This window comes from Bradyrhizobium erythrophlei (genome assembly GCF_900129425.1).
Taxonomy (GTDB): domain Bacteria; phylum Pseudomonadota; class Alphaproteobacteria; order Rhizobiales; family Xanthobacteraceae; genus Bradyrhizobium; species Bradyrhizobium erythrophlei_C.
In genome coordinates, this window is sequence record NZ_LT670817.1 from 2,655,050 (window position 1) to 2,676,862 (window position 21,813).

Sequence of the window (21,813 nt, forward strand, 5' to 3'; positions counted from 1 at the left end):
ACGAAGCCCGCCCGATAAACCCCTTAAAACCTCACTTGTTCGTCACTTTACCGCAGGTCAATCCCGGCTATATCAGCCTCGGCGCAGTTTCGGCATATTTTGCGCCGCCTGTCCCTGCGTTTGAACCAAAAACCGTTCAAAAACACCATTAGATCGGCGGGTAGATCGGCGGGCCGAACTCCGCTAGACAGCGGGCGTTTGAGGCGACCTGATAACAGTTAGAAAGAAAAAATGTGCTGACAAGTATTGTCGTTTCAATTGTAAGAGCTTGTACGCGATTTGCTTCTTTCACTGTGCTGATAGCCTTTGTCCTTGCGGTGGCGGCGGGCTTCTACACAGCCCGGCACTTCGCCATTAACACCGACATCAATACGCTGATTTCGCCCAATTTGGACTGGCGCAAGCGCGACAATCAGTTCGACCAGGCATTCGACCGCGACCGGACCATCCTTGCGGTGGTCGATGCGCCGACGCCTGAACTCACGAGTTCCGCGAGCGCCGCGCTCGCGCAGAAACTGTCCGGCGACACCAAACATTTCGAATCGGTGCAGCCTCTCGGGAGCGGCGAATTCTTCGAAAAGAACGGGCTGCTGTTTCTTCCCGTACCGGAGGTCGGCCGGCTGACCGGCCAGTTCGAATCGGCCGCGCCCCTGATCGAAATCATGGCCGGCGATCCCAGCCTGCGCGGGTTGACCGGCGCGCTCGAAACCGGGCTCGCCGGCCTCAAGCGCGGACAGTTCAAGCTCGACAGCACCGAGCGGCCGTTCAACCTGATCTCGCAGAGCGTCGAGGACGTGCTGAACAAGGGCTCCGCGACCTTCTCCTGGCAGGAGCTGGTCAGCGACAAGCCTTTGACCGATTCGGATCGCCGCGCCTTCATCGAGTTCAAGCCGCTCCTCGATTTCAATGCGCTGGAGCCGGGCAAGGACGCGACCGACGCCATCCGGCAAGCCGCCACCGATCTCAATCTTGCAGGTCAATATGGCGCGCGGGTCAGGCTGACCGGACCGGTTCCGATCGCCAACGAGGAATTCGCAACCGTGGCGGACGGCGCCGTCGTCAACGGCATCGGCACCGTGCTGGTGGTGCTGCTGATTCTCTGGATGGCCCTGCATTCCTCCAAGATCATCCTGGCGGTGTTCACGAATCTTTTTATCGGCCTTTCCATCACCACCGCGCTCGGACTGATGATGGTGGGTTCGCTGAACCTGCTTTCAATCGCCTTCGCCGTTCTGTTCGTCGGCCTGGGCGTGGACTTCGGCATCCAGTACAGCGTCCGTTACCGCTCGGAACGCTTCAAGGGCAACGACCTGCGGACCGCGCTGGAGAAAGCCGCCGAACGCTCCGCGGTTCCGCTTTCGCTGGCCGCCATGGCGACCGCGGCGGGATTCCTGTCGTTCCTGCCAACGGACTACAAGGGAATTTCAGAACTCGGCGAGATCGCGGGCGTCGGCATGCTGGTTGCCTTTACCTCCAGCATTACCGTGCTGCCGGCCTTGTTGGACCTGCTCAACCCGCCCGGGGAAAAAGAGCCGGTCGGCTATGCGTTCCTGGCGCCGGTCGATCATTTCCTCGAAAAGCATCGCGTGGTGATCATCGTCGGCACACTTCTGGTGGCGGTCGCCGGCCTGCCGCTGCTGTATTTCCTCCACTTCGACTTCAACCCGATCAACCTGCGAAGTCCCAAGGTCGAGTCGATCGCAACCTTCCTTGATTTGAGGCGGGATCCCAACACCGGCGCCAACGCCATTAATGTGATGACCAATTCGGAATCGGATGCGAAGAAGATCGAGGAGCGTCTTGGAAAAGTGCCGGAAGTCCTCAGCGTCAGGTCGCTGGACAGTTTCGTGCCCGAAGACCAGTTCGCAAAGCTGAAGCTGATCGCCCAGGGCGCCAAGATCCTGAACCCCGCGCTCAACCCTGATTCGATCGATGCCGCGCCGACCGACGCCGAGAATATCGAGGCCTTGAAGGGATCGGCGGAAAGCCTGCGCAAGGCCGCCGGCGATGCCAAGGGTCCGGGCGCCGTCGCATCGCGGCGGCTTGCCGACGCGCTGTCGAAGCTCGCCGAATCGGATCAGGCCACGCGGGACAAGGCCCAGGCCGTCTTCGTCGATCCGTTGAAGGTGGTGATCGAGCGGCTCAAGAACTTGCTGCAGGCTCAGCCGGTCAGCCTGAAAACGCTGCCGCCGCAGCTGGTGAATTCATGGAAGACCAAGGATGGTCTCGAGCGCGTCGAGGCACTGCCGCGCGGCGATCCCAACGACAACGAGACGCTGCGCAAGTTCGCCGCGGCGGTCCTGGCCGCCGAGCCGAACGCGATTGGTGGGCCGGTATCGATTCTCAAATCCGGTGAGCTTGTCGTCAAGGCCTTCATCCAGGCCGGCATTTGCGCGCTGATTGTGATCAGTCTGCTGCTGTGGCTGACGTTGCGGCGAATAAGCGACGTGCTGCTGACGCTGGTCCCGCTCCTGGTGGCGGGGGCGGTGACGCTGGAAATCTGCGTGCTGATCGGGTTGCCGCTCAATTTCGCCAACATCGTCGCGCTGCCGCTGTTGCTCGGCGTCGGCGTCGCATTCAAGATCTACTACGTCACGGCTTGGCGGTCGGGCCGAACCAACCTGCTGCAGACGAGCCTGACGCGCGCGATATTTTTCAGCGCGCTGACGACGGCGACCGCGTTCGGAAGCCTGTGGCTATCGAGTCATCCGGGTACGTCGAGCATGGGCAAGCTGCTGGCGCTGTCGCTCGTCACCACACTCGCGGCGGTTTTGTTGTTCCAGCCGGCGCTAATGGGAAAACCGCGCGATGTCGGGGAGTAGGCAGATATCGCCGACCGGATCGGCCGGCTGGGCTGACGTCGCCAGCTTTTGACCCGTCGTCTTCGAAGCCGCTGCGGCGGATCCGGTGGTCTTCGGCCCAGGGGCCGTCGCCGCCCCGGTAGTCCGGGGTAGCGTCTTCGGCGCGCCCTTGGCCATGCTGTTGGCGGGGCTCGAGGGTATCGGGCCGGAGACGCGGGTCCAGGTTTCGCCGCCGCAGAGAAAACCCAGCACGCAGCCTTGAATCTCGAGCTGGTTGGAACCGATGGGCTTGATGGTCGAACTGTAGGTTTGCCCGTCCTTGGCGTTATAGACTTGGCCTTCCCATTGATCGACGCCGGGCTTCTTCTTCATGTCGAGCAGAATCGGCATGCCCAGGGTCGGTCTGTTCTGTTTTGAGACATCCGGATTGTTGCGGTCGCGACCGCCCGGTTCTTTCTCCCACGCCACCACGCCCCACATCGCGCCATTGCATTCCGCGACACGGATGTCGGCGACACCGTCCGCCACCCTCCAGTCGCCGGTCGGATCCGCCGCCATGGCCGGGACAAGACTCGTCGCCAAAAACAGTCCCGAATATGCTACGCTACGCATGATGTGTCTTGGGCAGTGCACCATTGTTCAAACCTGTGCTTAAGTGGATGATCCCTGTGAGGGCAAAACGCCGCATAGAACGTTTTCAGTTGACGAAATGGCTATCAACCGAAGTATGTAACTGATGCTATATTCAAATCTAGACGTTTCCGAGATGTTTGTGGACCGGCAGTCGCAACGCAGTTCCATGCATGCGCGCCACTTAAATGAGCAGCTGGTCCGGGTCCTGAAGACAATCGGTTACGATGTCGGCTTTCAGAAGGGCCAGGGCCAGTATCTGTTCGATCGCGACGGCGTGCGCTATCTCGATCTACTCAGCGGTTTTGGCGTTTTTGCGATTGGCCGGAACCATCCGGCGCTGCGCCAGGCCTTGAAGAGCGTGCTCGATAGCGACCTGCCCAACCTCGTCCAGCTCGACGTTTCGACCTTGGCGGGCGTGCTGGCCGAACGCCTGCTGGAGTACGTGCCCTATCTGGACAAGGTCTTCTTTGCCAATTCAGGCGCGGAATGTGTCGAAGCCGCGATCAAGTTCGCCCGCGGCGCCACCGGCCGGCCGGGCATCGTGTATTGCGCCCATGCGTTCCACGGATTGTCCTACGGCGCGCTGTCGCTGACCGACGATTCCAACTTCCGCGGCGGCTTCGAGCCGCTGCTGCCCGGCTGCACCCCGATTCCCTTCAACGATCTCGCCGCGCTGGAACAGGCGCTGTCGTCGCGCCAGGTTGCCGCCTTCATCGTCGAACCGATCCAGGGCAAGGGCGTCAACATGCCCACGGATGAATTCCTGCCCGGCGCCGCGGCGCTCTGCCGCAAATACGGCACGCTGCTGATCGCCGACGAAATCCAGACCGGCATCGGCCGCACCGGGCGCTTCCTCGCGGTCGAGCACTGGAATGTCGAACCCGACATGGTGCTGCTCGCCAAGGCCTTGTCCGGCGGACATGTTCCGGTCGGCGCACTGCTCACCCGCAAGAGCATCTTCGACAAGATCTTCAACCAGATGGATCGCGCGGTGGTGCACGGCTCGACGTTTGCGAAAAACGATCTTGCGATGGCGGCCGGCATCGCGACGCTCGAAGTGCTCGAATCCGAAAAACTGATCGAGCAGGCCGCCAAGCGCGGCGCCGAACTTCGGCTGGCGCTGACGCGCATGGTTCCCGGCTATGAACTGATGAAGGAAGTCCGCGGCAAGGGCCTGATGATCGGCGTCGAGTTCGGCCCGCCGAAATCGCTGCGGCTGAAGGCGTCCTGGAACGTGCTGGAAACCGCCAACAAGGGCCTGTTCTGTCAGCTGATCACGGTGCCGCTGTTCAAGGACCACAAGATCCTCACGCAGGTTTCAGGTCACGGCAGCCACACCATCAAACTGTTGCCGCCGCTGACCATCACCGAAGAAGATTGCAACTGGATCGAGACCGCGTTCGATTCCGTCATCGCCTCCAGCCACAAGGTCCCCGGCGCGATCTGGTCGCTCGGCAAGACGCTGGTCGACAACGCCGTGCGCAAATCGGCGTAGTTCGTAACGTCGCAAGGATGGGTTGAGCCCTTCGAAACCCATCGCCGGCGGCCTTTACGGCCGCTCGCCAAAAATACGCGCTATTGTTTCTGACATCGCCAGCCCGTAGCCCAAGGGCGGATTAGCGACAGCGTAATCCGCCATCTTTCTTCGGCTACCCGCCCTCGGGCCGTTGAGCACCGCGGGATTTAATTATCCTCCATCGGCTCTCTTGCTCCTTGATTAAGCAGCGCATGCAAGGGCTTCATTCCGCCTAACAATGCGGGCTTCAAGTCCCCACTTGTGCATCCGCTTGGCAACTTAGAGACAAGTTTATGCGTAGCTGTTTCTCGAAGACGATTTCGTTCGTATCCCCAGGAGTGTTCCAATGAAAGGCGCACCTCGTCTGCGAGACATTCAACCATCCACCTAAGATCATGTCTTGGCTTTGACGGATCGGACTCTACCTCAATCAATTGCTCTCCCACTCTCCGCGCTGCCTGCCTAAGTCCTGCATCGCCTACCATCTCAAGCTCGCCCCACCTTAGTTGCCAAAACCGCCTGGCATTGTCGTCCCAAGCCGCCGTCTTTGGCATAACGTCAATATCGACTAGCTTCTCCGCGACCTGAATTGTTTCAAGATAGATGTCGAGTTGTTTCTGAAGAAATGGACGTTGAGACTCGCGTTTACGCGTCTCTGCAGCAATATTCTCCGTGTCCGCGCGTGTTTGTAACAGATTTGCCTGCGTTTGTGCTGCCTGCCTCTCGTCGTCGGCATGTTTGGTTACGAATTGATAGTACGTGAAATATCCGGACGCCACTCCCGTACCCAGGGTCCACAGCGCTCCAATCAGGAGTACGATGATTGTCTGCCACCTTCTAAAGAAGCGGAGGAACGCCGCTCCGTCGCTTTCTCTTGCCATGATTGGCCCCTTGTCCCCGCCACTCGTGCAGCTTGCATAATTTCGCGCTACACTTCAAGGCATGAAAGAGTTCTACGCTGAAATCGGCGACTTCCTGGCCGACTACGAAAACGGCACAATAACAATCAGCGAAAATACAGACTTTTCGATGCGTCACACGGTGCGTCAGATTACGCACTACATCATGTCCAACGAGCGTAACCCGGATGGGCGAAGCTATATCCGGGCTCTTCTCATCTGCTGGAGTGGACCGCGGATAGCCCGTAGCCCGTAGGATTGGAGATGAGGCCGATTATGCGCGTCATGTCGAATATTGCTGCATCAATCCGGTCAGCAAGCGTAGCCCGGATGAGCGAAGACCGTATGTCCTTCCCTGACCGAGGCGACTCGCCCTCAATGCTGTAGCGAGGGTTACCCGGATAGGCCGGGTAGAGCCTCAGGCAAGGAGGACGAGTCATGGCGGATTGTAGCGAAGTTTTCGTTGGTCTTGATACCTCGAAGTTGCGCAATGCAGTGGCAATTGCGGAGGGCGGGCGGAACGGCGAGGTGCGGTATCTCGGCGAGATTGAGAACACGGAGGCGGCGACGTGCAAGCTGGTGAAGAAGCTTGCGGCGCAGCATCGGCGACTGACGTTCTGCTATGAGGCCGGGCCGACCGGGTATGATCTGCACCGGTTGATCAAAACCCTCGGCCACGAGTGTGTGGTAGTGGCGCCATCGCTGATCCCGAAGAAGCCGGGCGATCGGGTGAAGACCAATCGGCGTGACGCGCTCAATCTGGCCAAGCTGTTGCGCGCGGGCGAACTGACCGCGGTCTGGGTTCCGGATGCGCGGCACGAGGCGATGCGGGACCTGGTGCGGGCGCGCGAGGCTGCTGTCGCCGACCTCAAATCCAAACGCCAGCAGGTTTTGTCGTTGCTGCTGCGGCTCGGCCGGCATTATACGGGCAAGAGAACCTGGACTAGGGCCCATATGAACTGGCTGGTGAGCCAGAAGCTCGCCCACCGCGAACAACGCATCGCATTCGAGGAGATGCTGTTGGCGGTCCGGCAAGCCGACGAGCGCGTGATCCGGCTCGAGCGGGCGATCGCCGCAGCAGTGACGGACTGGTCGCTTGCAGAGGTGGTGAGGGCACTGATGGCCGTGCGCGGTCTCGATCTCATTTCGGCTACGATTTTTCTCGCCGAGATCGGCGACCTGTCGCGCTTTGCAACCCCGCGCCAATTGATGGCCTATCTTGGCTTGGTGCCGGGCGAAGAGTCGACTGGTGACAGGGTCTGGCGCGGCGGCATCACCAAGGCCGGCAACCACCGGGCGCGGCGCATTCTGGTGGAGTGCTCCTGGAGCTACCGCCATCCCCCACGCGTCGGCAAGAAGAAGCTTGGCAAGGTGGAAGCCGCACCGCCCGCCGTCCAGGAGATCGCTTGGAAGGCGCAGGCGCGCCTGACCGCGCGCTACCGCGCATTGGCACGGCGTGGCAAACGGCCGACCCTCGTGGTGACCGCGATTGCGCGTGAGCTGTCGGGCTTCATTTGGGCAGTCAGTCGCGCCATCGGCGCGCCGACGACGCCGGCGATGTGAGCGCAGCGACAGACCTGACAAGGAGCCAGCGCCGGGCGCAATCCGGACAAATATCGTGCAACGGCGGGGGCGAAGCCACGGCAGGGGAATTCCCGATTTCGCTTTGTGGCCGATCAAACGATCGACGCCCGCGCGTAGACAACGGACAGCCCCGGACGAAATCTCGGAACTGCGGTTTAAACCCGCGTATCAGAGCTTGATCACCGACGTCTTCAGGCTTCGCCTCCACCCTTGCACGATCATCATTATCGCGCACTCCAGCGAAAATCGCAGGGAGACGATATCTCGCGTTCAAACCACTTGACGAAGGACATCAGAGCGATATCCGGGGTGTCTTCTCATCTGCTGGTTCCCATATATCGCTGCGCTCATACGGGCTACTTGCTCGACGCCTGGAATGGCGGATTATTACACGAGAGCAGGGGCGTTCGCGGAAGGCCCCGGAACGATCGGCGCGCTCGCTGCCGCGGGTACGTTGTGGCGCGTATCGTAGAACTCGAGCACACGTTTTGCCGTCCGGATCTCGAGCCGCTCGAAGTTTCGGCGCGCGCGATCAAGATCGTTTTTGGACATCCTGCGGTCCGCTGCCGTCATCAGCAGAAGAGCCTTGACCGTCGCCCAGGAGCAGCCGGCGGCTCTTGCGATCACCTGCACCACGCCGGGGTTATCAGTGAGGATCGCCCGTTCCGTCATTCCGATCGGACAGCCGGCGAGAGCCGACAGAGCCATCGCGGCTTGTTCGAAGTTCTGCGAGCGCGCGGCCGCATGAACGTTGCCTTCGCCGAGTTCATTCCAGTTCTGGAGCCGCTTTACCCTTGATTTTGCTTTGGCGTGATCCGGCGACTTCTTGCGAACCGCCAGATTTATGTCATCGACCACCTCCGTTACCGCGTCCTTCACGTCATCGGTAAATTGCGGGTTGGCTGCCGCGATTTTGGCGCAGACCGCAGCAGAGGCGGTTTCAAGAAGTTTCACGAAGTGATGTCTGGGAATGTCATGCCGCGTTCCGACGTTCAGCGCGAGCTGGGTATCATCGCCGGCCCGTGCGACGAGTTCGCGAAAGCTGTTGTCCGAGAAGCGGGCGCCTTCATTTTTCGTCACGGTATGGACGACCTTGGGTTCGCCGCGCGCGATGAGTATTTCGGTGATGGCTTCGCTGATGGCCCGACGATGCGCGATGGCGTGGAGATGAGCCTGGCCCTGGGTAGTGGCGTGCACGACGAGATCGGCGTCGCTGAGCGCCGTCGATTGGCTGAGAACCGGTGCCGCCACGGCAATCGCCTCGTCAAAGGCAAATGCCCGCACCAGCGTCGCCGGCGCATTCGGGATGGTGGCGATATGGCGCGCGAGCTTGATCCGGGTTTTCACCTCGATCAGGGCAACGAGTGTCTTGAAGGCCTCGTCGAACAGCTCGACGTGCTGCTTCGAATAACGACCGGACCCGGCGACGAACAGGTCGGTGATGCGGGTGAGGGCCCTCAACTGACGTTTCGTGAGCCCGGATACGGTGGTGTCCTGGATTTCATCAATCAGAGAAGAAAAGAGTGTCATGGCTATCGGCTGTACCGTGCGAGGGAGTGAATATGGCGATCCACATGACGACTTACAGATCAGGCGTGAAAATGACTTGCTTCCGTTGCCTCGCAAATAATTCAAATTGTTGAGATCCCGAATGCGGTTGCGCGTGCACGACCGGGCAACCGCGCGGGTCGCCTGATTTGCCCGACAGGCTGCCTTCCGTAATTCGTGTCCAGCCCCTTCTGAAAAAATATTCTGTTTTTCCGAAGACCCAAATCACTTGTATATCCACCGCCGTCCCGTTCCAACAGAGGGGCGTTTCGCGAACGTCACAAACGCGGAGCGGGATGCGGTGGACGCGGGCTGTGCTTCTGACGAGAGCATGGACTTGCGGACGGCGAAGTCGTGTGGTCCTGACGCCTCGACGCTGGCGTCAAGCTGGCGGAGTTTTTCGCCAGTGACGGTGTCAACAAGCCGATCACCGGGGAGAGCACGTATAAGCCGTAAACCATTGCGCGGGGAATGTCGGATTGCCTCCGCTGAACCTGTATGCTCGTGTGCGCCTTCCTTTATGCATTTTGCACGCGAGACCGCGGGTGCAGCGCGCACCGGACATTCCCCGCTCCCTCTGATTAGAGAGGGCGGAACATTGGTGGCAAACCTCGCGCGAAACATGCGGCGAGACCGCGAAGCCGTGCCGGCGAAACAGACAGGCGGCTTCGCCGTCCCGCCAAAAGGGGAAGGGACGGTCTTTTGACGGTTTACCGCGAATCCTCGAGGATCATCGAGGCGCCCTTTTCGGCGATCATCGCGGTCGGCGTGTTGGTATTGCCCGAGGTAATCGTCGGCATCACAGAGGCGTCGGCGACGCGAAGCCCGGCAATGCCGTGAAGGCGCAGCCGCTCGTCGACCACGGCCATGGGATCGCTGGCCGTACCCATCTTCGCGGTTCCGACGGGGTGAAAGATCGTGGTGCCGATATCGCCGGCGGCTTTCGCCAGCGACGCGTCGTCATCGCCGACCGCGGGGCCCGGCAGGAATTCCTCGGGGTGATAGGGCGCAAGCGCCGGCTGCCGCATCAGCCGCCGCGTGGTGCGGATGGCGTCGGCGGCAACCTCGCGGTCTTCGGCGGTCGACAGGTAATTCGGCGCGATCGCGGGCGCCTGGTCTGGTTCCCGCGAGCGAATCCGCACGGTGCCGCGCGAGGTCGGCTGCAGGTTGCAGGCGCTCACCGTGATCGCGGGAAAACGATGCAGGGGATCGCCGAACTTGTCGAGCGACAGCGGCTGCACGTGGAACTGGATGTTGGCGCGATCGCGACGCGGATCCGACCGCGTGAAGATGCCGAGCTGCGACGGCGCCATGGTCAGCGGCCCGCGGCGGCGGAACGCATAGTCGAGCCCCATCAGGCTACGCCTTGCCAGCGAATAATAGGTCTCGTTGAGGGTGCGAACGCCCGCGACCTTGTAGATCGCGCGCTGCTGCAGATGATCCTGCAGATTGCGCCCGACCCCTTGGCGGTCGAGCACGGTCTCGATACCCAGCGGCGCCAGCCAGTCCGCCGGCCCGATGCCGGAGCGGTGCAGCACCTGCGTCGATCCGATCGAGCCGGCGCACAGGATCACTTCGCCCGCGGCGCGCGCGCCCATCATTTCGCCATCCTGAATGAAGCGCACCCCGGCGGCGCGGCCCTGCTCGAAGACCAGCCGGTCGACCAGCACGTTTTTTTCGAGACGCAGATTGGGACGCTTGAGCACCGGCTTCAGAAAACCCCGCGCCGAAGACCAGCGGCGGCCGCGCTTCTGGTTGACGTGGAAATAGCCGACGCCTTCGTTATCGCCGGTGTTGAAATCCGGAATTCGGGGGATACCCATCTCCTCGGCCGCGTCGCCGACCGCGTCGAGAATGTCCCAGGACAGCCGCGCCGCCTCGATCCGCCAGCCGCCGCCGGTGCCGTGATGCTCGCTGTCGCCGAGAAAATGATCCTCCAATCTCCGGAACGCCGGCTTGACGTCGTCCCAGCCCCAGCCGGCGAGGCCGAGTTGACGCCAGTGATCGTAGTCGGCGGCCTGTCCGCGCATCGAGATCATGGCGTTGATGGCGGACGAGCCGCCGATCACCTTGCCGCGGGGATAGGCCAGCGAGCGGCCGTTGAGGCCGGCTTCGGGCTCGGTGCGGAACATCCAGTCCGAGCGCGGATTGCCGATCGCGAAGAGATAGCCGACCGGGATGTGAAACCAGATCCAGTTGTCGTTGCCGCCGGCTTCCAGCAGCAGCACGCGGTTTTTGGGATCGGCCGACAGCCGGTTGGCGACGATGCAGCCGGCGGTACCCGCGCCGACCACGATATAGTCGAAATCACCTTCAAACCGCGTTGTCATCATTGAATTGCGTACCGCCCAGAATCGTTTCGCCGTCATGCCCGGGATTGTCCCGGGCCTCCACGTCTTTTTTCCGGCTTCCAATACCAGATTTGGACGTCGATGGCCGGAACAAGCCGGTCATGACGGTTTTCATGCCATGTTGGGCGGATCGCCGCTTGCGTGCTAGACAGGGCAAACACTCAAACCCCCAGACCGAGACCCCCCATGCCCATCGTCAACCGCGTCGCCGATCTGCAACCCGACATCCAAGCCTGGCGCCGGGATATCCACCAACATCCCGAATTGCTCTACGACGTGCATCGCACTGCGGCATTCGTGGCTGACCGGCTGCGGGAATTCGGCTGCGACGAAGTGGCGACCGGCCTCGGCCGTACCGGGGTTGTCGGCGTCATCAAGGGCCGCAAGCCGGCCAGCGCGGGCGATATCAGGGTGATCGGGCTTCGCGCCGATATGGATGCGCTGCCGATCGAGGAGGACACCAATCTCGCTTACGCCTCGAAGACGCCGGGCAAGATGCACGCCTGCGGCCATGACGGCCACACCGCGATGCTGCTCGGCGCGGCCCGCTATCTCGCGGAGACCCGGAATTTCGCCGGCGACGCGGTGGTGATCTTTCAGCCGGCGGAGGAGGGCGGCGCCGGCGCCGCCGCGATGATCAAGGACGGGCTGATGGACCGCTTTGCCATCGATCAGGTCTACGGCATGCACAATGGCCCGGGAATTCCGGTCGGCTCGTTCGCGATCCGGACCGGTCCGATCATGGCCGCGACTGACGCCATCGACATCCGGATCGAGGGGCTCGGCGGCCACGCGGCGCGCCCGCACAAATGCATCGATTCGGTTCTGGTCGGCGCCCAGCTGATCACGGCTTTGCAGTCGATCGTGTCGCGCAGCGTCGATCCCTTGGAATCGGCTGTTATTTCGATGTGCGAATTCCACGCCGGCAACGCCCGCAACGTGATTCCGCAGACTGCGGAACTGAAGGGCACCGTGCGCACCCTGACGGCGGAAGTGCGGGAACTGATCGAGAAGCGGGTGCGCGAGGTCGTCGCAGGCGTCGCGCAGATGACGGGCGCCCGGATCGACCTCACTTACGAACGCGGCTATCCCGTGGTGGTCAACCCCGCCGCCCAGACCGAGGCTGCGACCCAGGCGGCCAGGGAAATTGCCGGCGACGCCAACGTGCACGAGATGCCGCCGCTGATGGGCGCGGAGGATTTCGCCTACATGCTGGAGGCGCGTCCGGGCGCGTTCATCTTCTGCGGCAACGGCAACAGCGCAGGGCTGCATCATCCCGCCTACAATTTCAACGACGAGGCGATCGTGTTCGGCACCTCGTACTGGATCAAGCTGGTCGAGAACACGCTGGCGGCGTGAGCCGTTCGTAAAAGGCCCGCGCGGATGTGGCGCGGGCCTTGCGTTTTCCGATGGGGAGACGGACCTACAGCAGCCTGGAGAAGATCAGATACAGGGTGCCCGAAACGATCATCGCCGCCGGCAATGTCAGCACCCAGGCCAGTGCGATGTTGCGGATCGTCGACCATTGCAGCCCGGATCCGCTGGCCGACATGGTACCGGCGATACCGGACGAGAGCACGTGGGTGGTGGACACCGGCAGCCCGTATCCGTCGGCCGCCGCGATGGTCGCGGCCGCCGTGATTTCGGCGCAGGCGCCCTGGGCGTAGGTCAGATGGGTCTTGCCGATCTTCTCGCCGACGGTGACCACGATGCGTTTCCAGCCGATCATGGTGCCGAGGCCGAGCGCGATGGCGACGGCGATTTTCACCCAGGTCGGAATGAATTTCGTCGCCGCATCGAGCGACCCCTTGTAGCTGTTGAGGATCGCGATCTCGTCGCCGTTGAGGTCGCTTTCCTTGTCCTTCATCAGCAAGCGGATGGCCTCCGAAACCAGGTACATGTCGTTGCGGGTATTGCCGACGGCATCGGCGGGGAACTTGGCCAGCGATCCGTACTGGGTGACCTGGTTGCTGATGTCGCGCACCAGCACCGCCAACGACGGGTAGGTTCCCTCGTTGATCTGGTGTTGCGCGACGTAGTTCGTCACCGCCGGCCGCGGGTTGCCCAAGACGTTATAGCCGGCGCCCTTTCGTTCGATAACATTGCTCGCGGCGGTCGAATTGGCGATGAACTGCTTGATCTGGCTCTCGGGCAAGGCGCGGTTGAGCGCGTAGGCGGTGGGCACCGTGCCGATGAGAATGAGCATGATGAGCCCCATGCCCTTTTGGCCGTCGTTCGAGCCATGGAAGAAGCTGACCAGGGTGCAAGTGAGGATCAGGATGCTGCGGATCCACCACGGCGGCGGCTGGTCGCCCTTCGGCTCGGCGAACAGCGCCGGGGTGGCGCGCTGCAGCACCATCTTGAGGACAAAGAGCAAAATCGCCGCCAGCGCGAAACCGAACAGCGGCGACAGCAGCAGCGCCTTGCCGATATTGGCTGCCTGCGACCAGTCCACGCCGGAGGTGCCGTCGCGGCCGCGCAACAGCGCGTTGGTGATGCCGACGCCCATGATCGACCCGATCAGGGTGTGCGAACTGGATGCCGGCAGACCGAAATACCAGGTGCCGACGTTCCAGATGATCGCGGCGATCAGCAGGGCGAACACCATGGCAAAGCCGGCGCCGCTGCCGACCTGCAGGATCAATTCGACCGGCAGCAGCGACACGATGCCGAACGCGACCGCGCCTGATGACAGCAGGACGCCGAACAGATTGAACATGCCCGACCACACCACGGCAATGTGGGCGGGAAGGGAGCGAGTATAGATCACCGTGGCGACGGCATTGGCGGTGTCGTGAAAGCCATTGACGAACTCGAAGCCGAGCGCGATCAGCAACGCGACGAACAGCAGAATGTAGGGCAGATAGGAGGTTACCCGCGTGTCGGTGGCGTCGACATCGGCGTAGATGCTGTAGGCGACGAACAGCAGCGCGGCGGCGACCACCCCCATGTAAATGATGCCGGTCAAAGGATGAAAGCCGCCATCGAGGTTCGGTCCGCCCCGGCGGGCGGGCTCGATCGAACCCGGTAACGCTACATCGCTCATGCTAATTCTCCCCTAATCGCAATGCCCCGACTTTGCTCGATGCATGTGACAGGACCGTGAAGCGCCGGGTTGAAGCTGGGCCCGAGCACCCGCTGCATCGCGTCGCTCCAACCGCTTTCCTTTTGAAAGCCCCGGAACATTGACCATGAGGTGACGTTGAGACCCGGGGACATCCCGCATTTAAATCCGTCTCACGAAGGGAGCGCGCCATGACCACCAAAGACAAGGACCTCAATGACCTCTTCCTCGATACGCTCAAGGACATCTACTATGCCGAAAAGCAGATCTTGAAGGCGCTGCCCAAGATGGCGAAAGCGGCCAGTTCCGAAAAGCTGCGCGCGGCATTCGAAAAGCACCACGGCGAGACCGAAGGCCAAGTCGAACGCCTCGAACAGATTTTCGAATTGATCGACAAGCCGGCGCGCGCCAAGACCTGCGAAGCGATCCAGGGCATCCTCGACGAGGGCAAGGAAGTCATGGACGAGTACAAGGGTTCCGAGGCGCTGGATGCCGGCATGCTTGCGGCGGCCCAGGCCGTCGAGCACTACGAAATCTCCCGCTATGGTACGCTGAAGCAATGGGCGCAGCAGCTCGGCATGAAAGACGCCGTCCGGCTGCTGGATGCGACCCTGCAGGAGGAGAAGAAGACCGACCAGAGCCTGACCTCGCTCGCGGAAGGCGCGGTGAATCTGGCGGCTGCAGCTTGATCGCCTTTCGTGTCCCGGACGCGGTGCAGCGCCTCTTCGGTGCTGCGCAGCTGATCCGGGGCACGCCGTTTAGGCCGCGTGGGCCGATTTCCTCATGAGCGCCGCGGCCATTTTCAGATCATCGACAAAGCGTTGATATTCGCGCGCCTTGGCGGCCGCGTCGGGCAGCCGCAAAAGATAGGACGGATGCACCGTCACCAGCGCCTGGATACCGTCGCCGAGATCGATCGGGCGGCCGCGATTCTTGTTGATCGGCGTGATTTTGCCGAACACGCTTTGCGCCGCGGTAGCGCCCATCGCCACCACAAGCGCAGGCTTGGTCGAGGTCAGTTCGCGTTCGTACCATTGCCGGCATGCCTTGATCTCGGACGTATTCGGCTTCTGGTGCAGGCGGATTTTTCCGCGCTGTACGAACTTGAAATGTTTGACGGCATTGGTGACGTAGACCTTGTTGCGGTCGATGCCGGCTTCATCGAGCGCGCGGTCGAGCATTTGCCCGGCCGGACCCACGAACGGTTTGCCGGCAAGGTCTTCCTTGTCGCCGGGCTGCTCGCCGACCAGCATTACCTGCGCATGCTGCGGGCCCTCGCCGAACACGGTCTGGGTCGCGTTTTTCCAGAGAGGACAGGCGCGGCAACTGGCCGCTTCCTCACGCAGGATTTTGAGGCTGGTGGGGGACGTGGCTGACGCGGTCGTCATGGGGTTTTTCCGCTTCCGTTTGAAAAATCATTACGGTGGGCGAGGCTCAATGCGGGCAGGCTGCCTGGGTTCCTTCGATCCCATTGGGATTGCTCACGAAAAACATAGGCTCCTGACACGATTGACTCCGCAGGCCATGTTAGCTTTATATTAGAACATATCATGAACAAATGAGCCAGCCGTGGGTTCAATAAAGAACCTGTGACGGCCTAATCTGAGGAGCGGCATGACCGGCGCGCGCACGAACACGCTTGCGACGTTGCGCGGCAGCATCGAGCGCATCGAGTCGCATGGCGATGCGTATACGCCCGACAGGGTAGCGCTCGGGCATGCCGACGCCGATGCGACATTGCAGGGCGGCCTCGCGGTGGGGGCGATGCACGAGGTGTTCGCCGAAGCAGGCCGGCAAAGTGCCGCGGCGACCGGTTTTGTCGCAGGCCTTGCGGGACGGGCGGGCGCACGGCGGCCGCTGGTGTGGGTGCGTCAGGATTTCACCGAAATTGAATCGGGCGCGCTGTCGATGAGCGGGCTGGCCGAACTCGGTCTCGATCCGCGCCTGATGGTGACGGTGCGCGCGGCGGATGTGGACACCGCGTTGCGAACCGCCGCCGACGCACTGGCCTGCGATGCGCTTGGTGTCGTGGTGCTGGAAGTCTGGGGCGAAGCGCGCCAGCTCGATCTCGTCGCCAGCCGCAAGCTGACGCTGGCCGCGCAGGCGTCGGGCGTCACCGGCCTAGTGCTGCGGGTGGCGGCCGAGCCACAGCCCTCAACGGCGGAGACCAGATGGATCGTACGCGCGGCGCATTCGCCGCCGGGAGCACTTTGGAGCGCGTGGGGCGCGCCGGTGTTCGACGCGCAACTTGTCCGCAACCGTCATGGCCCGGTCGGGCGGTGGATCATGGAATGGAAATGTGATGAGTGCCTTTTCGAGAAACCGGCGGCGTATCCTCAGCCTGTGGCTGCCGCGCCTGCCCATCGACCGTATCAAACGCCAGCTTTGGCAGGACGACGGTTCGCGTGAAGCAAACCATCCCAGCATTGTCGTTGCCAAGCAAAACAACGCGTTGCAGATTTTTGCCCTCGACGACGCAGCCGCGCGTCTCAGCCTTGAGATCGGCCAGCCGCTCGCCAATGCCCGCGCCATCTGCCCGCAATTAAGGGTGTTCGATGCCGATGAGGCGGCCGACGCCAGGGCGCTGAATGCCATTGCCGAATGGTGCGACCGCTTCACGCCGCTGGTGGCGATCGATCCTCCGCACGGCTTGTTTCTCGATATCACCGGCTGCGTCCATTTGTTCGGCGGCGAGGCCACAATGATGCGGCTGTTGTGCGACGTGCTGACCGCGCAGGGTTTTGCCATCAGCGCCGCCATCGCCGGCACCTCGGTGTGTGCGCGGACGATGACGCGTCATGTCCATGGCCGCATCGTTGGGGATGGCGAGGAAGCCGATGCGGTCAGGCCGTTGCCGGTGTCGGCGCTTGGCGCCGACGCTGTCGTTGTTATCGGCCTGCGCCGCGCCGGGCTGAAAACCATCGGCGATGTCGCCGCCCGTGCGCGTCATGAAATCACCGCAAGATTCGGTGCTGGTTTCACAACCCTGCTGGAACAGGCGCTGGGGCAAAGCGATGCGCCGATCAGCCCGCGCAAGCCGCTACCGGATTACATCGTGGAGAAACGTTTCGCCGAACCGGTGGCGACCGATGGCGTGATCTCGGCGACCTTGTCCAGGCTGGCCGAAATGCTGGTCGCGGCGATGGCGCAGCAGGGCAAGGGCGCGCGGCGGCTGGAAGCCCGTTTCTTCCGCACCGATGGCGCGGTTCGCACCATCATGGTCGATACCGGCCAACCCGTGACCAAAAGCACGGTGATCGATCGCCTGTTTCGTGAGCGGCTCGATGCCTTGAACGATCCGCTCGATCCGGGTTTCGGATTCGATCTCATTCGCCTGAGCGCCAGCCGCACCGAAATCGTGGTGCAACAGCAGCGCGATCTCGATGCCAATGTCCACGACAATGACGAACTGGCCGCATTGATCGACCGCATTGCCGCGCGCATCGGCGGGCGGCGCGTGGTCGTGCATTTGCCGCAGGACACCCACATTCCCGAGCGCGCGGTGCTGGCTGCACCGGCACAGCATCATTTAGCCGCCGCCGCGCAGGCGGTCTGGCCGGTGCGCACCGAGGCAGAGCCGCCGTTGCGGCCGCTGCGGCTGTTCGAGCGGCCGGAACAGATCAAAGTCATCGCGCAGGTGCCGGATGGGCCGCCCGCCCGGTTCGTCTGGCGCCGCGCCACCCACGCCGTGGTCCGCGCCGAAGGTCCCGAGCGCGTCGCCATGGAATGGTGGCGCGCGCAGGACGAGATGCTGACGCGCGATTATTTTCGCGTCGAGGACGAGGCCGGCTTGCGGTTCTGGCTGTATCGCGATGGACTTTACGACCGCGAGATCGTGCAGCAAGAAGGCAGGGCCGTTCAGCCGAACTGGTTCATGCACGGGTTGTTCGCATGACCACTCCTGCGTATGCCGAGATCGGAATCACGACGAATTTTTCGTTCCTGCGCGGCGGATCGCATCCGCAGGAATACGTGAATCAGGCGAGCGATCTACGCCTTCCCGTCATCGGCATTGCCGATCACAACACGCTGGCTGGCGTGGTGCGGGCTTATAAGGAACTCGATAATCCCAAGGTCAAATACAGGCCGAAGCTTCTGATCGGATCGCGTCTCGTCTTTATGGACGATACGCCGGACATTCTGGTTTATCCACGCGATCGCGCGGCTTACGGCCGGCTATGCCGGCTGCTTACCCGTGGCAAACGGGGCGATGATACCGAGAAGGGCGAATGTCATCTGAAGCTCGATGACCTCCTGGAATTCGCCGAAGGGCAGCTGCTCGTCGTGATGCTGCCGCATCGCTTCGAGCCAGCGCACGCGCTCAAGGTTCTGGATCGATTGCAGCGCAGCCGTGCGGAGGGAGTGTGGCTCGCCGCGAGCCTTTTGTATCGGGGTGACGACAGGCGTCGTCTCGCGCGGCTTCATCATATCGCTGCAACCGCCCGCGTGCCGCTGCTGGCGACCAACGAGGTGCTGTATCACCATCCCGCGCGCCGCCCTCTGCAGGATGTCCTGACCTGCATCCGCGAAAAGACGACCATCGACGCCATTGGCAGGCGCCTTGAAGCCAACGCCGAGCGTTATCTCAAGCCTGCGAATGAAATGGCGCGGTTGTTTGGCGATGTGCCGGAGGCGATCGCCGAAACCATGCGGTTTGCGGGCCGCATTACGTTCTCGCTTGATCAACTCAAATATCAGTACCCCGACGAACCGGTGCCGCCGGGCAAGACCGCACAGCAGCATCTGGAAGACCTGACACGGGCCGGCGTTGATCAATATTTTCCCAGCGGGATTGATGATCTGCTCCGCTCCACCTTGAGAAAGGAGCTCGATCTCATCGCGGAACTCAAATACGCGCATTATTTTTTGACCGTGCACGATATCGTCCATTATGCGCGCGAGCAAAACATCCTCTGCCAGGGTCGGGGCTCGGCGGCAAACTCAGCCGTGTGCTACGTGCTCGGCATAACCTCCGTCGATCCGACCAAGGTCGATCTGCTGTTTGAGCGTTTTATTTCCAAGGAACGGCTGGAGCCCCCCGACATCGACGTCGATTTCGAACATTCGCGGCGCGAGGAGGTGATGCAATATGTCTATCGAAGATACGGCCGCCACCGCGCCGCAATCATCGCAACCGTCATTCATTACCGGCCGCGCAGCGCGATCCGCGATGTCGGCAAGGCGCTGGGGTTGACGGAAGATGTGACCGCGGCATTGGCCGATACCGTATGGGGAAGCTGGGGCAAGGGCCTCGACGACATGCAGGTCAAGCAGGCGGGTCTCGATCCCGGCAATTCGATGGTCGAACTGGCCGTCGAACTCGCCGGCGAACTGATCGAGTTTCCGCGGCATCTCTCACAGCATGTCGGCGGCTATGTGCTGACACAGGACCGGCTCGATACCTACGTGCCGATCGGCAATGCCGCGATGGACGACCGTACCTTCATCGAATGGGACAAGGACGATGTCGATGCGCTGAACATGATGAAGGTCGATGTGCTGGCGCTGGGCATGCTGACCTGCATCCGCAAATGTTTTGACTTGATCGCGGATCACAAGGGCAAGCGCTACGAACTGGCGACGATTCCTCAGGATGAGAAGCCGGTCTACGACATGCTGTGCCGGGGCGAGTCGCTCGGCGTGTTCCAAGTCGAAAGCCGCGCGCAGATGAATATGCTGCCGCGGCTGCAACCGCGGAAATTTTACGACCTCGTCATCGAAGTCGCCATTGTGCGGCCCGGTCCGATTCAGGGCGACATGGTGCATCCTTATCTAAAACGGCGCAAAATGCATCCTGAGGACATAGAGTACCCTTATCCGAAGGGAGGAAACAAAAACGAGCTCAAGGAAGTCCTGCACAAAACCCTCGGCGTGCCCCTGTTCCAGGAACAGGCGATGCGTATCGCCATCGAGGCTGCGGAATTTACCTCCGAGGAGGCCAACGGGCTGCGCCGCGCCATGGCGACGTTCCGCAATGTCGGTACCATCGGCAAATTCGAAGCCAAGATGGTCGGCAACATGATCCGGCGTGGCTACGATCCGGTGTTCGCGAAAAACTGCTTCGATCAGATCAAGGGATTCGGCAGCTACGGTTTCCCGGAAAGCCATGCCGCGAGTTTTGCCCAACTCGTCTATGTCTCGTCATGGCTGAAGCATTTCCACCCCGATGCGTTCTGCTGTGGTTTGCTCAATTCGCAGCCGATGGGCTTTTATGCCCCGGCTCAGATCGTCGGCGATGCGCGCAAGAACGGCGTCGAGGTGCGCGAGATCGACGTGTCCCACAGTTACGCGCAGAATACGCTGGAGGAACAATGTGGACGATATCACGCCGTCCGGCTCGGCTTTCGCCAGATCGACGGGTTCAGGTGGGTCGATCCGGACGAGGAGCGGTTGAAGCAAATTCAAGAGTCATTCCGGGATTCGGAAATGAGGCCGCACAGCGACCGCGAAGGGACTGTGCTCCCTCTCCCGCCTGCGGGGGAGGGCTGGGGTGGGGGTGTCTCCGCGAGTCACGCTCTTCGTGAGGAGGGAGCCCTCACCCGCATCGCATCTTTCGATGCGATGCGACCTCCCCCGCAAGCGGGAGAGGTGAGGAACGACTGGGCCGAGCGCATCGTCGCCGCACGGCAGCGCCGCCCCTTCACCTCGCTGGAAGATTTTGCCCGTGACACGGGCTTGCCCAAGCGCGCGCTGATCCTGCTGGCGGATGCCGATGCGTTTCGCTCCATCGGGCTCGATCGCCGCGCGGCACTTTGGGTAGTGCGGCGGCTGCCCGACGATGTGCCGCTGCCGCTGTTCGAAATTGCCACCGCGCGCGAGCAGCCCGACGAGCATGCGCAGCCCCTGCCCAACATGCCGCTGCCGGAGCAGGTGGTGGCCGACTATCAGACCATCCGGCTGTCGCTGAAGGGCCATCCGATGGAATTTCTGCGGCTGATGTTTTCAGACGAAAACGTCATCCCATGCGAAGCGGTGTCCGACGCCAACGACCGGCAACGGGTGCGCTGTGCCGGCGTGGTGCTGGTACGGCAGCGTCCGGGCAGCGCCAAGGGTGTGGTCTTCATGACGCTGGAAGACGAAACCGGCATCGCCAATATCGTGGTGTGGCCGAAGGTGATGGAACGCTTCCGCAAGGAGGTGATGGGCGCGCGGCTGGCGCTGGTCGAGGGGTATATTCAGAGCAGCCCCGAAAAGGTCGTGCATCTCGTCGCCGAGCGGGTGTTCGATCGCTCCCGCGATCTGGTGAGCTTGGCCAATGACGCGCTCAGCCGCAAGCATCCCGTGCCCGCAGGCCCCGCGCTGATCGAGCCGCTCAATGACGACCGGCGAGAGCATCCGGAAAATCCAGCCCAGAAAATCCGCCATCCCCGCAACGTACGGATTCTGCCGCGCTCGCGGGATTTTCATTAGGGCATGA

The 21,813-nt window shown here is 62.0% G+C and carries 14 protein-coding genes and 1 pseudogene; 8 read left to right on the forward strand and 7 right to left on the reverse strand.

The genetic code is table 11. The annotated features are described in order from the left end of the window. Window positions 1-233: 233 nt before the first annotated feature. On the forward strand, window positions 234-2,822 hold the full coding sequence (locus tag B5527_RS12305) for an MMPL family transporter (protein WP_079601531.1): 2,589 nt from the start codon (window positions 234-236) through the stop codon (window positions 2,820-2,822). Here the strand turns inward: B5527_RS12305 and B5527_RS12310 are convergent. Next, window positions 2,790-3,413, reverse strand: coding sequence for a DUF2147 domain-containing protein (locus B5527_RS12310; RefSeq protein WP_079601532.1), 624 nt, complete (start codon window positions 3,411-3,413; stop codon window positions 2,790-2,792). The genes B5527_RS12305 and B5527_RS12310 overlap by 33 nt on opposite strands. A gap of 124 nt (window positions 3,414-3,537) precedes the next feature. Here B5527_RS12310 and hpnO point away from each other — a divergent pair, with 124 nt between their 5' ends. After that, on the forward strand, window positions 3,538-4,929 hold the full coding sequence (gene hpnO / locus B5527_RS12315) for an aminobacteriohopanetriol synthase HpnO (RefSeq protein ID WP_079601533.1): 1,392 nt from the start codon (window positions 3,538-3,540) through the stop codon (window positions 4,927-4,929). Window positions 4,930-5,117: 188 nt separating this feature from the next. Here the strand turns inward: hpnO and B5527_RS12320 are convergent, their stop codons facing one another. After that, the gene (locus B5527_RS12320; RefSeq protein WP_079601534.1) at window positions 5,118-5,831 is read right to left on the reverse strand and encodes a hypothetical protein; all 714 of its coding nucleotides are present in this window, start codon (window positions 5,829-5,831) and stop codon (window positions 5,118-5,120) included. A 456-nt stretch (window positions 5,832-6,287) separates the two neighbouring features. On the opposite strand from B5527_RS12320, the gene B5527_RS12330 reads away from it, so the two are divergent. Further along, a complete protein-coding gene (locus B5527_RS12330) occupies window positions 6,288-7,412 on the forward strand; it encodes an IS110 family transposase (protein WP_079601220.1) in 1,125 nt (374 codons plus the stop codon). A gap of 408 nt (window positions 7,413-7,820) precedes the next feature. Here B5527_RS12330 and B5527_RS12335 read toward each other — a convergent pair whose 3' ends face one another. The 3 genes from B5527_RS12335 to B5527_RS43745 all read right to left on the reverse strand — a co-directional run bounded on the left by B5527_RS12335 (window position 7,821) and on the right by B5527_RS43745 (window position 11,435). Further along, the gene (locus B5527_RS12335) at window positions 7,821-8,963 is read right to left on the reverse strand and encodes a DUF2336 domain-containing protein (protein WP_079601536.1); all 1,143 of its coding nucleotides are present in this window, start codon (window positions 8,961-8,963) and stop codon (window positions 7,821-7,823) included. Between the two features lie 728 nt (window positions 8,964-9,691). Next, the gene (locus B5527_RS12340) at window positions 9,692-11,311 is read right to left on the reverse strand and encodes a GMC family oxidoreductase (RefSeq protein ID WP_079601537.1); all 1,620 of its coding nucleotides are present in this window, start codon (window positions 11,309-11,311) and stop codon (window positions 9,692-9,694) included. After that, window positions 11,295-11,435 carry a hypothetical protein gene (locus B5527_RS43745; protein ID WP_154072182.1) on the reverse strand — a complete coding sequence of 47 codons (141 nt, stop codon included), beginning with the start codon at window positions 11,433-11,435 and terminating at the stop codon, window positions 11,295-11,297. Before B5527_RS43745 ends, B5527_RS12340 begins: the two co-directional genes overlap by 17 nt. An 83-nt stretch (window positions 11,436-11,518) precedes the next feature. Between B5527_RS43745 and B5527_RS12345 the strand changes: the two genes are divergently transcribed. After that, the gene (locus tag B5527_RS12345) at window positions 11,519-12,691 is read left to right on the forward strand and encodes a M20 aminoacylase family protein (RefSeq protein ID WP_079601538.1); all 1,173 of its coding nucleotides are present in this window, start codon (window positions 11,519-11,521) and stop codon (window positions 12,689-12,691) included. Window positions 12,692-12,755: 64 nt separating this feature from the next. On the opposite strand, the gene B5527_RS12350 is transcribed toward B5527_RS12345, so the two are convergent. Next, window positions 12,756-14,378 carry an inorganic phosphate transporter gene (locus tag B5527_RS12350; RefSeq protein ID WP_079601539.1) on the reverse strand — a complete coding sequence of 541 codons (1,623 nt, stop codon included), beginning with the start codon at window positions 14,376-14,378 and terminating at the stop codon, window positions 12,756-12,758. A gap of 209 nt (window positions 14,379-14,587) precedes the next feature. Here B5527_RS12350 and B5527_RS12355 point away from each other — a divergent pair, with 209 nt between their 5' ends. Further along, window positions 14,588-15,085, forward strand: a complete 498-nt coding sequence (locus B5527_RS12355) for a ferritin-like domain-containing protein (RefSeq protein ID WP_079601540.1) — start codon at window positions 14,588-14,590, stop codon at window positions 15,083-15,085. Between the two features lie 69 nt (window positions 15,086-15,154). Here B5527_RS12355 and B5527_RS12360 read toward each other — a convergent pair. Further along, window positions 15,155-15,793, reverse strand: a pseudogene (locus B5527_RS12360) (UdgX family uracil-DNA binding protein); the annotation flags it as partial. Window positions 15,794-16,010: 217 nt separating this feature from the next. Between B5527_RS12360 and B5527_RS12365 the strand changes: the two are divergent. The 3 genes from B5527_RS12365 to B5527_RS12375 are packed head-to-tail and all read left to right on the forward strand — an operon-like array spanning window position 16,011 to window position 21,806. Continuing rightward, window positions 16,011-16,805 (forward strand): ImuA family protein, encoded by a 795-nt coding sequence (locus B5527_RS12365; RefSeq protein WP_079601542.1) that lies wholly within the window; start codon window positions 16,011-16,013, stop codon window positions 16,803-16,805. After that, the gene (locus tag B5527_RS12370) at window positions 16,699-18,291 is read left to right on the forward strand and encodes a Y-family DNA polymerase (protein WP_079601543.1); all 1,593 of its coding nucleotides are present in this window, start codon (window positions 16,699-16,701) and stop codon (window positions 18,289-18,291) included. The genes B5527_RS12365 and B5527_RS12370 overlap by 107 nt, the downstream gene beginning before the upstream one ends. Continuing rightward, entirely contained in the window at window positions 18,288-21,806 is a 3,519-nt protein-coding gene (locus tag B5527_RS12375; RefSeq protein WP_079601544.1) for an error-prone DNA polymerase, read from the forward strand. Before B5527_RS12370 ends, B5527_RS12375 begins: the two co-directional genes overlap by 4 nt. Window positions 21,807-21,813: the final 7 nt, after the last annotated feature.